Origin of the sequence: Citrobacter sp. CK180, assembly GCF_030333655.1 — a bacterium.
Lineage (GTDB): Bacteria > Pseudomonadota > Gammaproteobacteria > Enterobacterales > Enterobacteriaceae > Citrobacter_B > Citrobacter_B koseri.
This window is the reverse complement of sequence record NZ_JAOWFM010000056.1, coordinates 116,169-131,375: the sequence shown is the minus strand read 5'-3', so window position 1 is coordinate 131,375 and position 15,207 is coordinate 116,169. Positions and strand designations below refer to the sequence as shown.

Genomic DNA, 15,207 nt, shown 5'->3' with positions numbered 1-15,207 from the left:
GAGTCATGCGGCGGATCCTGTTCATCCTCTTTTTACTGCTGGGCGCCCCCGCGCATGCGGTCGCGATCCCCGGCGTCACAACGGACGCCTCAGGCAGTCAGGAGGCCGCGCCTGCGGCTGAACCCGATGTCGAACAAAAGAAAGCCGCCTACGCGGCGCTGGCGGATGTGCTGGAGAACGAGACCTCTCGCAAGGAGCTCATCGACCAGCTACGAAAAGTCGCCGCCACGCCGCCGCCAGAGCCCGTCCCCACGATAACGCCGCCCACGGTTACGGAAGAAAAAACGGTACTGGAAAATGTAACCGACATCAGCCGGCGTTACGGAGAAGCCCTCTCCGGGCGCTTTGCCCAGCTTTATCGTAACATCACCGACTCGCCGCATAAGCCGTTTAACACGCAGACATTTACCAATGCCCTGACCCACTTCCTGATGCTGGCAGCCTCGGTGTTTGTCTTTTACTGGCTGATACGACTTTGCGCACTGCCGCTGTATCGCGAAATGGGTCAGTGGGCGCGCAAAAAAAATCGCGACCGCAGCAACTGGCTACAGCTTCCCGCAATGATTATCGGCGCATTTATCATCGATCTGCTCCTGCTGGCGTTGACCCTGTTTGTCGGGCAGATACTGAGCGACAGAATGAACGCCGGCAGCCGAACCATCGCCTTTCAACAAAGTCTGTTCCTGAACGCGTTTGCCCTGATTGAGTTTTTCAAAGCCATTCTGCGCCTGATCTTTTGCTCTAACGTAGCGGAGTTGCGTCCGTTCACGATTCAGGACGCCAGCGCGCGCTACTGGAATCGCCGTCTGAGTTCGCTCAGTAGCCTGATCGGCTATGGTCTGATCGTCGCCGTACCGATCATCTCCAACCAGGTCAACGTCCAGGTCGGCGCGATGGCAAACGTCATCATCATGCTGTGCATTACGCTGTGGGCGCTGTATCTGATCTTCAAAAACAAAAAAGAGATCACCCAACATCTGCTGAATCTCGCGGAACGGTCGCTGGCCTTTTTCAGTCTGTTTATTCGCGCCTTCGCGCTGGTGTGGCACTGGCTGGCCAGCGCCTATTTTATCGTGCTGTTTTTCTTCTCATTGTTCGACCCGGGCAACAGCCTGAAGTTTATGATGGGCGCGACGGTACGCAGCCTGCTCATTATCGGTGTCGCCGCGTTTGTTTCCGGCATGTTCTCACGCTGGATAGCCAAAACCATTACGCTGTCGCCCCCTACGCAGCGCAACTATCCTGAGCTGCAAAAACGGCTGAACGGCTGGCTGTCAACCGCCCTGAAAGCCGCGCGAATCTTGACGGTTTGCGTGGCGATCATGCTGTTGCTCAACGCCTGGGGGTTATTCGACTTCTGGAACTGGCTGCACAACGGCGCGGGAGAAAAAACCGTCGATATTCTGATCCGCATTGCGCTGATCCTCTTTTTCTCTGCGGTCGGATGGACCATCCTCGCCAGCCTGATTGAGAACCGCCTGGCGTCAGATATTCACGGCCGCCCCTTGCCCAGCGCGCGTACCCGAACCCTGCTTACGCTGTTTCGTAACGCCCTGGCGGTGATCATCAGTACAATCACAATCATGATCGTGCTGTCAGAGATTGGCGTGAACATTGCCCCCTTACTGGCCGGCGCCGGGGCGCTGGGGCTGGCGATTTCGTTCGGTTCGCAAACGCTGGTGAAAGATATAATTACCGGCGTATTCATCCAGTTTGAAAATGGGATGAATACCGGCGATCTGGTGACTATCGGCCCGCTGACCGGTACGGTGGAACGAATGTCGATTCGCTCGGTAGGCGTGCGTCAGGATACCGGGGCGTACCACATTATTCCGTGGTCTTCGATTACTACCTTCGCGAACTTTGTGCGCGGCATTGGTTCGGTCGTGGCTAACTATGACGTGGATCGCCATGAAGATGCGGATAAAGCCAATCAGGCATTGAAGGACGCGGTGGCTGCGGTGATGGAGACGGAAGATATTCGCGGGTTGATTATCGGAGAACCGTCATTCTCCGGGATCGTCGGGCTGACCAATACCGCTTTTACGCTGCGGGTCTCCTTTACCACCTTGCCCTTAAAACAGTGGACGGTACGCTTCGCGCTCGACAGCCAGGTGAAAAAACATTTCGATCTGGCAGGCGTTCGCGCGCCGGTGCAAACGTATCAGGTACTGCCCGCACCGACGATCAGTCAGGCGCCAGCGACAGACCCCCTGCCGCCGAGCGAACCCACGCTTTAGCGCTTACGCGCCATAAAGCGGCGACGCTGATCGTCATCCATAAAGGTCCAGGCAATAAAGCGACTCTGCTTTTGCCCCTGGGCCATCTCCTTTTTGACCACTTTTACCGCCCCGACGTCCGTCAGCGCGCGGTACAGCGGCGGCAAATTTTCGCCGCGCGACACTAACGTGGTGAACCACATTACCTGGCGGCCAAAAGCCTGGCTTTCCGCGATCATCGTTTTGATAAACGCCACTTCCCCGCCTTCGCACCAGAGTTCCTGCTGCTGGCCGCCAAAATTCAGGGCATCGTTTTTATCCTGCCCCAGATTGCGACGTTTGCGCTCACTTCCCGCACGGGCAGAAGCCGCCGAATCGTGGAACGGCGGATTGCACAGCGTGGCGTCATACTGTTCATTCTTATGAATGATGCCGTTGAAGATTGCCGCAGGATCTTTCTGCCGACGCAGACGAATCGATCGGGTTAAGCCTGGGTTGCCGCTGATGATCGCCTGGGCGCTGGCCAGCGCCTGCGCATGGACTTCGCTGCCGGTAAAGCGCCAGCCGTATTCATGCACGCCGATAAGCGGGTAAATGCAGTTCGCTCCTGTCCCCACATCCAGCACGCTCGCATCCGCCGGAATCGCGCCTGTGGTTTCGCCCAGCAGATCCGCCAGATGGTGAATATAATCGGCGCGGCCTGGCACCGGCGGGCACAGAAAGCCTTCGGGAATATCCCAGTTTGCCACCTGATAAAAATACGCCAGCAGCGCTTTATTGAGCGCCTTGACTGCCAGAGGATTCGCGAAATCAACGCTTTGCTCACCCGCAGGCGTACGGGTAAGAAATTGCGCCAGTTCTGGCGTGACCTGGCATAACGTCGCGAGATCGTAACGATGATGATGGCGATTACGTGGGTGCAATCCCGGTTTCTGGGCAGACATGGCATTCTCCTTTTAGCAGCGGCGTAAGATACTCGCATAACGCAACGCGGTAAACAAACCTGACGGAGAAAGCCCGCTTATACCGCAGACGAACACGGGTCGCTCCGCAGCGCTTAGCGACAAAATCCTGGAAAATCAACAATCTGTATGTCATTGATTTGTCAATATTCGTCAAAAAATATCGTTCAAAAAACAAGCACATCATAATCAATTTTTTGCGTTAATTTTGCGTCATCAACGTCCTAAACTTATGAGGCACCACCTGTTGTTTCTAAGAGGATGCCGTTATGAAAAAATGCCTCACCGTACTGGCTGCTGCTCTGCTCACTGGCATGAGTTTTAGTGCATTCGCCGCGCAGCCGCTTAGCAGCTCAGAAGCAGGCCAGCTCAGACCCGCCGGGACCGTCTCGGCGACGGGCGCGACGACGCTGAGCGAACTTGAAAATAAACTGGCAGAAAAAGCGCGTGAACAAGGCGCCAAAGGTTTTGTCGTCAATTCTGCCGGTGGCGATAACCAAATGTATGGCACTGCCACTATCTACAAATAACCCCCTACCAGGTAACTGCATTCCCACCGAATGCAGTTTTCCTTAGCATGGAAAACGTCCCCCCGTCTTTTTCATTCACTGGTGTTTTTCGCTGACTGATGTACCGGCCTACTTCTGCGCTATTGACTGTACGATTTTTGACCCCATATTCACTACACTTACCGTGTGGAATAAAGGGGGAGGAACCGGTATATGGCATCCGGGTGGGCGAACGACGACGCCGTTAATGAACAAATCAACAATACTATTGAAGATGCTGTCGCCCGCGCTCGCGGCGAAATTCCTCAAGGCGAAAGCCTGTATGAATGTGAAGAGTGCGGCGATCCTATCCCGGAAGCGCGGCGTAAAGCCGTTCCGGGAGTGAGGCTATGCATTGCCTGCCAGCAGGAGAAAGATTTACATAACGCAACATTCTCAGGATATAATCGCAGAGGATCGAAAGATAGCCAGTTACGCTAACTTTTCTTTACGTAAAACAACAGCGTAAGCATGTTCTTTTACTCTCATGCTTTTTCACCTTCTGCGTGGCAAAATGTGCCGTTACTCTCTCTTCTGTAAAGTGAAACGGCAAGAAGCGTAAATCCATGTTTTGAATTTATTAATAATCAATAAGTTATTTGTCATTCAAATTATTTGATGGATGACGTCAATTCTATTCGATTTTATCTCCCGCAAAAAACCGTGATACTTATCACATCGACGGAACAACGTCTTACTACACAAGAATAACCTGCGAGAGATTAATCATGAAAAATATCAAATATGCTGTTGCTGCTATCGCTCTGTCTACCCTTTCATTTGGCGTTTTCGCTGCCGAGCCGGTAACGGCTTCCCAGGCGCAAAGCATGAATAAAATCGGTGTTGTTTCTGCGGAAGGCGCCACCACTCTGGATGGCCTGGAAGCGAAACTGGCTGAGAAAGCGGCAGCTGCCGGCGCAACCGGTTATAGCATCACTTCCGCAACCAACAACAACAAAATGAGCGGCACCGCTGTTATCTACAAATAATTTCACGTGTTTCTGTTATACCCGTCTGTTTGCCGACAGACACACTGCTCCAACCCTCATTGAACCTGTGTTACCCTTGTTCGCCCGTCCGCCACTGGACGGGCTTTTTTTTGCCTGACGTTTAAAAATGCTGCGCTACCCGCGCAAGCCCTTCCGTTAACGTCGCCGCTTCTCCCGTAGCCACCAGGCAGCACGCCATCTGAATTTTCAGGGAAGCCGGGATCGGCTCGCTTCCCGCCAGGCAGCGCTCAATCCAGCGGGCGGTGGTTTCCGGGTCTTTTGCCGCAGGCAGCGGCACCGGCTCGTCGGGCATCTCGCTCTGGCGATCCTGAAGCACCTGCACGCCGGAACGGTCGATCAGGCTGATTTGCGGGCAACGCTGTGGATTGGCATACACCTCCCCTTCCGTGCCGTGCATCAGCAAAGCGCGCCCGCCGATGTCGGCAAAAAATTTCGCGACGCGCGGAACGTACTCCGGGTGCGAGACGCTGGACAACCGCAAGGCGGCATCTTCCGCAAACGGCGTCGCTAACTTCGCCAGCGTGTGCGCGCTGTTACGCACGCCCAGCCGCCAGCGCATTGCCAGCTGTTTTTCCAGCGGCGGGCACAGCGTACCGACAGGAATAAACACCGGCTCGTGCCCATCCAGCTTCGCCTGAGCCTGACCGGCGTGCAGCGTCGGCGCAATCCCCATCAGTTCGAAAATGGTCTCCGTCAGTACGCGCGTCGGATCTTCGCTTACGCCATGTACCACCACCGGAAAGCCCAGTTTATGCAGCAGAATCGCCAGCAACGGCGTCAGGTTCGCCTGTTTGCGCGCCCCGTTGTAACTGGGGATGACAATCGGCATCGGTTTGGCGACCGGCGGCGTAAGCGTAATCGTGTGGTTCTGCATGGCTTCATAAAAGCCCAGCATCTCCGCTTCGCCTTCCCCTTTAATACGCAACGCGATCAACACGCCGCCCATTTCCAGTTCGGGCACATCGCCATTCAACATATGGGTATACAGGCCGCGCGCGGTATCCTGATCCAGGTCGCGGGCATGATTTTTACCTCGGCCGACCTCTTTGATGATTTTGCGATAATCCATGACATTCTCCACTGCGACATTTTTTTAACAATATAGCCCCTCTGGAGACCCGGCCGTTAGTTTTTTATCTCAGCCATCAATCACCTGTTTTTGTAGTAATTATTAAAACGCAAGCATTAGTTCAAATATTTGTGATTTTTATACACGATTCTAATCCGTAAACAATCTGATTAAATATCTGGCGAAGAGTTATTGAAGGTCCACGGTGAAAACGTCCAGGCTGGTTTTCACCACTTATACACCAGGATTTATGATGAACAAGGTTGCTTTAGGTTTATTCATCGCTGCAACAGTAGGATGTTCCGCATCCGCATTTGCGGCAACAAATGGCGAAGGTCAGATTAACTTTACGGGTGAAATCATTGACTCCGCTTGTCAGGTCGTTAATGGGTTAAGTAATCCGCTAAATGTCGAGTTGGGCAGAGTGTCTAAAACCGTATTTTCTGGCGCAGGCTCTACCAGCACACCAACGAAATTCGATATTCAGCTAAAAGACTGCCCGGAAACGGTGACCTCTGCCGCCATTAATTTTGGCGGTACGCCGGATACGGATAACAGCACGACCCTGGCATTAACGCCAGACACGGAGACGGCTACCGGTGTGGCAATTCAGTTGCTCGACTCGTCAGAGCAACCCGTCAGCTTATATACCCCTTCCCGTCAATATCCACTGACGGCAGGAAGCACGGTAAACGATCTGGAATTTGCAGCGCGTTATATTCAGACTCAGGCTGCCGTTACGGCCGGCCCGGCAAATTCCGTATCTACCTTTACCGTTATCTATAACTGATATTATCCATCCGAAGATATTAGCCCTTTCTTCAGGGCTAATATCTTTTATTCATGCTGAGAAATATTTATGCGTCACGGTTATTTACTGAGCACTCTTTTTCTGGTAGCAGCGACAGCGCATGCTGGCGTTATTATTAACGGCACCCGTCTTGTTTACCAGGGAGACAAAAAGGAATCCTCGCTTGGTCTTTCAAACCCAGATTCAACGGACTATCTGGTACAATCCTGGGTCGATTCCGGCAGTAAAAATCCGGGCAACACCCCCTTTCTGATTACGCCGCCGCTGTTTCGCCTGAATGCGAAAGAAGACAACGTTCTGCGGGTTATTCGCACAGGCGGCAATCTGCCTGAGGATCGTGAATCGCTGTACTGGCTGAATATCAAGGCTATTCCATCCTCAAAACACGTTGAGGGGGTAAATACCCTGCAAATCGCGATCAACACGCGTATTAAATTATTGTATCGCCCATCCTCCGTGAAAGGTAAGCCAGAAGAGGTTGCTGACAAACTGGAATGGCATCGTGAAGGTCACGATCTGGTCGTCAATAACCCGACGCCGTTTTATATGAATTTCCAGAGCGTGATGATTAATGGTCATAAAATCAGTAAAGCGACCTGGGCAGTACCTGAAACGGCAACCCACATGGCTCTGCCCGCCAATACTGACGGTGACACCGTGACCTATTCCATTATTACTGATTACGGCAGCATCAGCCGAACCTGGTCTAAGCCTGTCCATTAAGATAACGGCGCACAGGCAATTAAAATAATCATGTACCGCGATAAGAAGCCGTTTTCCTGCAAATTATTCACACTGCTGCCCCTGCTATGTGGCCTGGCAGTGTTCTGTTTTGCGCAGCAAACGCGAGCAGATGATTATTTTAACCCGGCGCTCCTGGATATTGATAATCCCCGACAGGAAAAAACCGATTTATCGGTATATGAAAAAGGTCCAGGACAAGCACCAGGAAAATACCAGGTATCAATCTTTATTGATAATAATAAAGTCGACACCCGCGATGTCACATTTAAATTACAGAAAGATGTTAAGGGCAACCGTTCACTCCAGCCCTGTTTCAGCCTGGATGATTTAAAGAGTCTCGGCATTAAAACGAAGGCGTTTCCGAAGCTCATGGCACAAGGAAAATGTGCAGATTTAAGCGCCATCCCCGCCGCCTCCGCCACGTTTCGCGTGCGCAACCAGCAGCTATTGCTCAGTATTCCTCAGTCAGCGCTGGGCCAGATTCCGCGCGGTTATATCGACCCAAAAACGTTCGATGAAGGCATTACCGCCGGTCTACTGAACTACAGCGCCAACGCCAGTCAGAGCGACGTCCGCCGACAGGGTGAACAGGATAACAGCAGCCAGTATGTCAACCTGCGTCCCGGGTTCAACATCGGCGCCTGGCGCGTGCGCAATTACTCAACCTGGAATCGTAACGTCACGGGCCATGACGAACAGCAGAAATTCTCGTCTGTTTATACCTACGCGCAGCGCGATATCGTGGCGATGAAAAGCGATCTCACGGTAGGGCAAAGCGCCTCTCCGGCGGACGTGTTCGACAGCGTGCCTTATACCGGCATACAACTCAATTCCGACAGCGACATGCTGCCGGATAGCGAAAAAGGCTATGCGCCGATTATCCGTGGCACCGCACACAGTAACGCCCTGGTGATGGTTCGTCAGAACGGCTACGTCATTTATCAGAACACCGTAGCGCCAGGCGCATTTGAAATTAACGATCTCTACCCGACGGGCAGCAGCGGCGACTTGCAGGTCACCGTCAAAGAGACGGACGGCAGCGAAAGCCATTTCGTGGTGCCCTACGCCTCCGTACCCGTGTTGCAGCGTGAAAAAAACCTGCGCTATAGCGTAACTGCCGGTCGCTATCGCGCCTATGACAAAGACGTCGAGCAAACTCCATTTGCTCAGGGGAGCGCAATCTATGGCCTACCTTATGGTTTTACCGCCTATGGCGGCGTACAGCAAAGCCGCCATTACCAGTCGCAGGCGATCGGCACCGGGAAAAACCTGGGGGATTTAGGCGCGTTTTCTGTCGACGTCACGCGGGCCAAAGCATTGCTGAAACAGCAGCAGGCCAGCACAGGGCAGTCATGGCGCGTGCGTTACAGCAAAGATTTTGCAGGCGCCGGCACCAACTTTTCCCTGGCCGGGTATCGCTATAACAGTAAGGGTTTTTACACCCTGGAAGACACAATGGAGTCCTATACCCGCGCCAGCGACTGGTCCGCCCCGCAGCAGCGCCGAGCGCGTACCGAAGCCACTGTCGATCAGACGCTCGGCGAGAGCTGGGGGTCTTTTACGCTGAGTCTGGTCAAAGAGACCTACTGGAGCCAGCGCCAGGATATGACCTCCATGAGCCTCAGCTACAACAACAGCTGGCATGGCGTGAGCTATAGCCTGAGTTACAGCATGAACAAAAACACCAGCGACAGCGATGAAAACGGTGAGTCCGTTACCCATGACAACCAGTTCGCGCTGAGCGTTTCGGTTCCACTCGACCACTGGATGCACAACACCTGGGCGACGTACAACCTGAACAACAGTCAAGACGGCACCACGCAAAACATTGGCCTTAACGGTACTGCTCTGGCCGAAGACAACCTGAACTGGAATATCCAGGAAGGCGTGAGCAATACCGGAAGCGGCAACTCAACCAGTATGAATGCCGATTACAAAGGAACCTATGGCGAAGTGAGCGGCGGCGTCAGCCAGGACAGCCATCAACGGAGCGTTAATGTGGGTCTGCAAGGCGGCGTTGTGGCGCACGCCAACGGCATCACTCTGACGCAACCGCTCGGTGAAACCATCGCGCTGGTGAAAGCACCGGGAACACATGGCACGCACATTACCAATCAGACCGGCGTCAAAACCGATTTTCGCGGCTATACCGTTGTGCCATTTGTATCAGCCTACCGCCACAACACGATTGCCCTGGACACAGAAACACTGCCAGACGATGCCGACGTAACCCATGCCGCGCGAATAGTAACCCCAACGCGCGGCGCGGTAGTCCGCGCCAGCTTTAACACCCGCGTGGGCAGCAGGGTTTTAATGATGCTCACGCAAAACGGTAAGCCGTTGCCCTTTGGCGCAACCGTCACCACCGACGATAAAGACAGCGAGTTTATTGTTGACAACGGCGGTCAGACTTATCTCTCCGGTTTACCTCAGCACGGAACGCTCTTCGTGTCGTGGGGTCAGGATGCCAGCGAACACTGCGTCGCAGAGTACACGCTAACGGATGAGAGACATAAAACCAGCATCATTAACGCTGCCGCGCAGTGTCATTGATTCACCATGCAGACTCAACATTATGCAAATGATTAAACAGTGTTTTTTCCTCCTGATTTTGGCCAGCGCAGCCTTGTTTATGCCGCATGCAAAGGCGGCCTGCACAACGCCGGATATGCCCAAAATGATCAACGTGGCATCTGTTTCCGTACCGACGACGCTGGCGATTGGTGAGACCATTCCAGGAACAGAGCAAACCGTACACGTTGCCGGACAGTGCGATCAAAGTATTGATAGCGGTCTGGAAATTGTCTCCTGCTATTATGGAACAGGCGCTGAGATACCAGGCCTGAGAGGGGTGTACGACTCCGGGGTGCCCGGCGTTGGCATCGCGCTGATGAACGAGCAAGGCCAGCGGATCAGCGGCGCAGGCGGCGTACAGTGCGATTCACGCGGCACGCCGATCGGTTATGTATCCAGCGATGGGCAGCAGTCATTTAACTTCAACGTCACGCTTGAGCTGGTGAAAACCGGCAGTGACGTGACCTCCGGTACACTGGTGCAGGCGCAAACAGAGTTTGGGATTGGCGTGTTTGGTCACGAAGGTATCGGGAGTCCTAACCACATTGCCTATGCCGGCAATGTGGATCTCGAAACCGTAACCTGCTCCGTGTTACCGAAAAACCTGACCGTCAATCTGGGCGACTTTCCGATCAGTGATTTTATGGGAGTAGGCACCCTCTCGATGCCAGCACAGAATTTTAACGTTACGGTCAACTGTAATTCCACCGTACAGCCTGAAGTGAAGATCACCAGTGCGAATGGCTACGAATCGGGTTTTGCCGGCGTGATGAAACTGACTCAGCAAAGTGGGATGGCGACCGGCGTCGGCGTCAGAATGCTGTTTGATGGCAATATCGCCACCTTCGACAACTACGTCAACACGCAAAGCGAGGCAAAAGCCAACGAAACGCTGGATATTCCGTTCCAGGTCCGCTATGAGCAAATCAGCGACGACGTTACGCCAGGCCCGGCAAATACCGTCGCCACGATTACGCTGGCCTATAAGTGATCGCAATGAAAAAAATGGTTTTCTTACTCACCGCAGGTCTGATGACGTATGCCTGCGCAGATGATATCCAGGTGCAAATGGTGGGTAATATCTATGCCAACACCTGCTCCGTGGACAGCGCCAGTAAAGATTTAACCGTCGATTTAGGGCAGGCGTCATCGAGTGATTTCAAAGACGTAGGCGATACCGGCGAATGGAAAGCGTTTTCCCTGGAAGTAACGCATTGCCCAAAAACACTCACGCTGGCCAACGCGTTTTTTTACGGACAGGCCGATAGCGTACACCCGACCAAATTTGCCAACAGCGGCAGCGCGAAAGGGCTTGCGCTGGAGTTGACCGATCGGCAGGACAATATTCTCATCGCCCCGCAGGCAAGCTTTAACGTGCTGATAAACCAAAGCGATCACACGGCCACTTTCCCGTTAGCCGCCCGCTATTACGCCACGTCCATGCCCGTCAGCGCGGGCTCGTTCGATAGCGTTATACAGGTCACGTTTACCTATCAGTAGGAGCGCGCCTCTTCGCACGGATGCTTTTTTTACGCCCGGCAACCACTTTTGTCGGGCGTTTTTTTACCTCCGGCACTTCCGGGCGTTCAATCGGAAATACCGGGAGCGCATTCAGCAAACGCTGCCCGTAGCTTTTGGTTAACAGACGCTTGTCGTAAATCACCACCTCTCCCCAGCAGCCGTGGCTACGAATCAAACGGCCCACCTGCTGGATCAGGTTAAACGACGCGCTTGGCAGGCTCTGCACTTCAAACGGGTAGCGATTCAGGCTTTTCAGCCACTCGCCTTCGGTGATCACCACCGGGCTGTCGATGGGAGGAAACGCAATCTTGTGAATATGCACCTGAGTCAGCAGGTCGCCTTTCAGATCCAACCCCTCGGCAAAAGATTGCAGGCCAATCAGCACGCTGCGCTCGCCGTTCGCCACCCGCTTACGGTGCAGTTCCACCAGGCGATAGCGCGGCTGATCGCCCTGAACCAGCAGCAAAAGACGCAAATCGGTCACATGCTCCAGAAAGCGCTGCATCGCCCGTCCGCTGGCAAACAAAACCAACATGCCGTGGTGTTTTTTGCTTTCCAGCGCCTGACGGAAATAGGCCGCCATCTCCGCAATATGCTGCTCTTCGTTATCAATCAACGGTTCATAGCGCATTTGCGGAATGACAATTTTACCCTGCTCCACATGATTAAAGGGGGAGTCCAGCGCCACAAAGCGATCGCCCGCTTTCTCCTTCAGGCCGCTCATCTCCTGCAAGCGCGAGAAGCTGTTAAGCGAACGCAGGGTCGCCGATGTTACAATAATATGCGGCACGCTGCGCCAGAGCAGCCTTTCAAGCTGATCGCTGACGCGAATGCCCACACAGTGGAACCAGACGTGTATCTGCCCATCGCGCGCCTCCCGCGTGGCCCACTTAGAGACCGGCGCACCGGAAGACTGCGCCAGCGACGCCAGCCGCCAGAGCTTGCTTTGCGCCTCAAACATGCCCAGCGCGCGGTTCATCTGCAAAATCACCCGGTGCAGGCGCACAATATCGTGCGAGCCGGTTTTCTCGCTGAGATCGTTAAGGAACAGCTCCGCCAGCCCACGCAGCATTTCCGTCAGCTTCGCCAGCCGCTGGCAGATCGCCATGATCTCATCCGGTAACTCGCCCATCACAAAGCGGTGCTCAGCGTCCTGCGTCGCGGGCATATACAGATTCAGGATGTTGTTGAGCGAGGTAATCAGTTCGTACAACTCTTCGCAGTGCGCATTCAGGCGCTCAGGATTCGCCAGCGGCGGCGTGGTTTTCGGGCGGAACTGTTCCAGGCAGGTCGCCACCAGCTTAGTGAACAGATCCAGTTGCAGGCGATACCAGGGGGCGGAGATCTCAGCGCTCATCTCCAGCGCGTCGCGCGCGACATCCGGCAGATGGTGGCCTTCGTCCAGCACCAGCAGAAGATTTTTCGGCTCCGGCAGCACCGCTTCGCTCTCCATCGCCGCCATCACCAGCGCATGGTTCGCCACCACCACTTCAGCTTCCTGGATTTCCCGTCGGGCGACAAAAAAAGGGCATTCGCGGTAGTAATGGCAATTGCGGTTCAGGCAACTGGCTTTATCGGTGCTCAGGCGCTTCCAGAGCGCGTCGTCAATGGCGATATCGGTATGATCGCGCAACCCGTCCCATTTGTAGCTGTCAAGATCGCCCTTTAGCCTGGCGCAGCGCTTTTGCTCTTCCTGGTTATTCGGCGTCAGTTCGTCATCCAGAAACGCGAGCAGATCCTGTTGATTCGGTTCGCTGCTGGCCAACGCCGCCAGATTACGCGGGCAAACATAGCGCCCACGACCAAACGCGGCGGTAAACCGCAAGTCAGGAATGATTTTGCGCAACAGCGGGAGATCTTTGCTGTAGATCTGATCCTGCAACGCCACGTTGGCGGTGCTCACCACCAGCGTTTTTTGTTCTTCGCGGGCAATGGCGATACCGGGAATAAGGTAAGAGAGGGTTTTCCCGACCCCGGTCGGCGCCTCAATCGCCAGATGACGCCCTTCTTCACCCGCCAGCGTTTTGGCGACATCGGCAATCATCTGCCGCTGCGGCGCACGGGGGATAAAGTCGGGGATCTGCTCCTGAAGCGCCTTATACCAGGCGGCGATTTGCGCTTTAAGCGCAGCGGTCAATGCCATGAGAAAACCTGAAATACTGTATAAACAGCCACTATTGTGGCACTTTCTGGCGCGGGTCGCAAAAAGAAAAGCCCGACCTTTCGGCCGGGCTCGCAATTAATCCGCCAGTCTGCGCGGGCGGCGCGGGCGGCGCGGCGGACGCGGTTTATCGCCGCCTGGCTTACCTTCTCCGCTGCGCGGTTTGGCTTTCGGCGCCCCGCCATCATTGCGACGCGGTTGCTGGGCACGGCCTGCTCCGCCCTGTCCCTGACCCTGGCCTCGGCCGCGACCACCGCCGCCACGCTGCTGCTGGCGACCGTTCTGAATCGGCTCCGCTTTAATTGACGGGTCCGGTTCATAACCCGGCGTGGTGATGCGCGGGATCTCTTTTTTCAGCAGCTTCTCGATATCGCGCAGCAGTTTGTGTTCATCAACGCAGACCAGCGATAACGCTTCGCCGGTCGCGGCGGCACGACCGGTACGGCCGATACGGTGCACGTAATCTTCCGGGACGTTTGGCAGCTCATAGTTCACCACATGCGGCAGCTCTTCGATATCCAGCCCGCGCGCCGCGATGTCGGTCGCCACCAGGACGCGGATATCGCCGGATTTGAAATCAGCCAGTGCGCGGGTACGCGCGCCCTGAGATTTATTACCGTGGATCGCCGCACTGCGAATGCCGTCTTTATTCAGCTGTTCCGCCAGATGGTTGGCGCCGTGTTTGGTACGGGTAAAGACCAGCACCTGCTGCCAGTTGCCTTTGCCAATCATCTGCGACAACAGTTCGCGCTTGCGTTTTTTATCCACGAAATGAACGTGCTGGGTCACCTGCTCAGAAGCGGTATTACGGCGCGCCACTTCAATTTCCAGCGGGTTATGCAACAGCTTTTCAGCAAGCGCTTTAATGTCATCGGAGAATGTGGCGGAGAACAGCAGGTTCTGGCGCTTCGGCGGCAGTTTTGCCAGCACGCGGCGAATATCGTGGATAAAGCCCATGTCGAGCATACGGTCAGCTTCATCCAGCACCAGAATCTCAATCTGATCCAGCTTCACCGCGTTTTGATGTTCCAGGTCGAGCAAACGCCCCGGTGTTGCCACCAGCACGTCAACGCCGCCGCGCAGTTTCATCATCTGCGGGTTAATGCTGACGCCGCCAAACACGACCAGAGAGCGAATGTTCAGGTATTTACTGTAATCCCGGACGTTTTCGCCAATTTGCGCCGCCAGCTCACGGGTCGGCGTCAGAATCAACGCGCGTACCGGGCGACGGCCCTTCGCGTGCGGCTGCTGCGTGATCAGATGTTGTAACAGCGGCAGCGTAAAACCGGCTGTTTTACCCGTCCCCGTCTGGGCGCTGGCCATCAGGTCGCGGCCTTCCAGCACCGCAGGGATCGCCTGCTGCTGAATAGGGGTAGGTTCACGGTAACCCTGCTCGGCAATCGCGCGCAAAATATCAGGATTCAACCCAAGGGAATCAAAAGACATAACTACTCCGAACCGCCCCGACCGTTACCGGTGTAGTTTTCAGGGAGATACTCACAAGAGGGATGACAAAAACCACAATGTCATGAAGGGGCGGAGTGTAGCAGTTTTTGTGACATACCGCATAAATTATCCCCGTGACTGG

The 15,207-nt window shown here is 54.6% G+C and carries 13 protein-coding genes; 9 read left to right on the top strand and 4 right to left on the bottom strand.

The features are described 5' to 3' along the window. The first annotated feature begins 5 nt into the window (after positions 1-5). A complete protein-coding gene (gene ybiO, locus OGV50_RS21665; RefSeq protein ID WP_200092212.1) occupies positions 6-2,240 on the top strand; it encodes a mechanosensitive channel protein in 2,235 nt (744 codons plus the stop codon). Here the strand turns inward: ybiO and rlmF are convergent. Continuing rightward, positions 2,237-3,163, bottom strand: coding sequence for a 23S rRNA (adenine(1618)-N(6))-methyltransferase RlmF (gene rlmF / locus OGV50_RS21660; RefSeq protein WP_047457955.1), 927 nt, complete (start codon positions 3,161-3,163; stop codon positions 2,237-2,239). The genes ybiO and rlmF overlap by 4 nt on opposite strands. A gap of 287 nt (positions 3,164-3,450) precedes the next feature. On the opposite strand from rlmF, the gene mcbA reads away from it, so the two are divergent. From mcbA to ybiJ, 3 genes are all read left to right on the top strand, one after another. Beyond that, positions 3,451-3,711 (top strand): DUF1471 family periplasmic protein McbA, encoded by a 261-nt coding sequence (gene mcbA, locus OGV50_RS21655; protein WP_012133167.1) that lies wholly within the window; start codon positions 3,451-3,453, stop codon positions 3,709-3,711. Between the two features lie 192 nt (positions 3,712-3,903). After that, positions 3,904-4,170 carry a DksA/TraR family C4-type zinc finger protein gene (locus OGV50_RS21650; protein WP_047457957.1) on the top strand — a complete coding sequence of 89 codons (267 nt, stop codon included), beginning with the start codon at positions 3,904-3,906 and terminating at the stop codon, positions 4,168-4,170. Positions 4,171-4,457: 287 nt separating this feature from the next. Next, positions 4,458-4,718 carry a DUF1471 family protein YbiJ gene (gene ybiJ, locus OGV50_RS21645; RefSeq protein WP_012133170.1) on the top strand — a complete coding sequence of 87 codons (261 nt, stop codon included), beginning with the start codon at positions 4,458-4,460 and terminating at the stop codon, positions 4,716-4,718. Between the two features lie 121 nt (positions 4,719-4,839). Here ybiJ and ybiB read toward each other — a convergent pair whose 3' ends face one another. Further along, positions 4,840-5,808 (bottom strand): DNA-binding protein YbiB, encoded by a 969-nt coding sequence (gene ybiB, locus OGV50_RS21640; protein ID WP_286488762.1) that lies wholly within the window; start codon positions 5,806-5,808, stop codon positions 4,840-4,842. A 253-nt stretch (positions 5,809-6,061) separates the two neighbouring features. Here ybiB and OGV50_RS21635 point away from each other — a divergent pair, with 253 nt between their 5' ends. From OGV50_RS21635 to OGV50_RS21615, 5 genes are all read left to right on the top strand, one after another. Further along, the gene (locus OGV50_RS21635; protein WP_047457960.1) at positions 6,062-6,598 is read left to right on the top strand and encodes a fimbrial protein; all 537 of its coding nucleotides are present in this window, start codon (positions 6,062-6,064) and stop codon (positions 6,596-6,598) included. A 69-nt stretch (positions 6,599-6,667) separates the two neighbouring features. Then, positions 6,668-7,342 (top strand): fimbrial biogenesis chaperone, encoded by a 675-nt coding sequence (locus tag OGV50_RS21630; RefSeq protein ID WP_199971389.1) that lies wholly within the window; start codon positions 6,668-6,670, stop codon positions 7,340-7,342. A 30-nt stretch (positions 7,343-7,372) separates the two neighbouring features. Next, the gene (locus OGV50_RS21625; RefSeq protein WP_286488760.1) at positions 7,373-9,916 is read left to right on the top strand and encodes a fimbria/pilus outer membrane usher protein; all 2,544 of its coding nucleotides are present in this window, start codon (positions 7,373-7,375) and stop codon (positions 9,914-9,916) included. A 22-nt stretch (positions 9,917-9,938) separates the two neighbouring features. Then, the gene (locus OGV50_RS21620; RefSeq protein ID WP_049011137.1) at positions 9,939-10,928 is read left to right on the top strand and encodes a fimbrial protein; all 990 of its coding nucleotides are present in this window, start codon (positions 9,939-9,941) and stop codon (positions 10,926-10,928) included. 5 nt (positions 10,929-10,933) lie between these two features. After that, positions 10,934-11,437: a fimbrial protein gene (locus tag OGV50_RS21615; protein ID WP_115615344.1), complete on the top strand. Its 504-nt coding sequence runs from the start codon at positions 10,934-10,936 to the stop codon at positions 11,435-11,437. Here OGV50_RS21615 and dinG read toward each other — a convergent pair. After that, positions 11,424-13,601, bottom strand: a complete 2,178-nt coding sequence (dinG, locus tag OGV50_RS21610; RefSeq protein ID WP_200092207.1) for an ATP-dependent DNA helicase DinG — start codon at positions 13,599-13,601, stop codon at positions 11,424-11,426. The two genes, OGV50_RS21615 and dinG, sit on opposite strands and share 14 nt — an antisense overlap. A 96-nt stretch (positions 13,602-13,697) precedes the next feature. Beyond that, positions 13,698-15,065: an ATP-dependent RNA helicase RhlE gene (rhlE, locus tag OGV50_RS21605; RefSeq protein ID WP_286488759.1), complete on the bottom strand. Its 1,368-nt coding sequence runs from the start codon at positions 15,063-15,065 to the stop codon at positions 13,698-13,700. Positions 15,066-15,207: the final 142 nt, after the last annotated feature.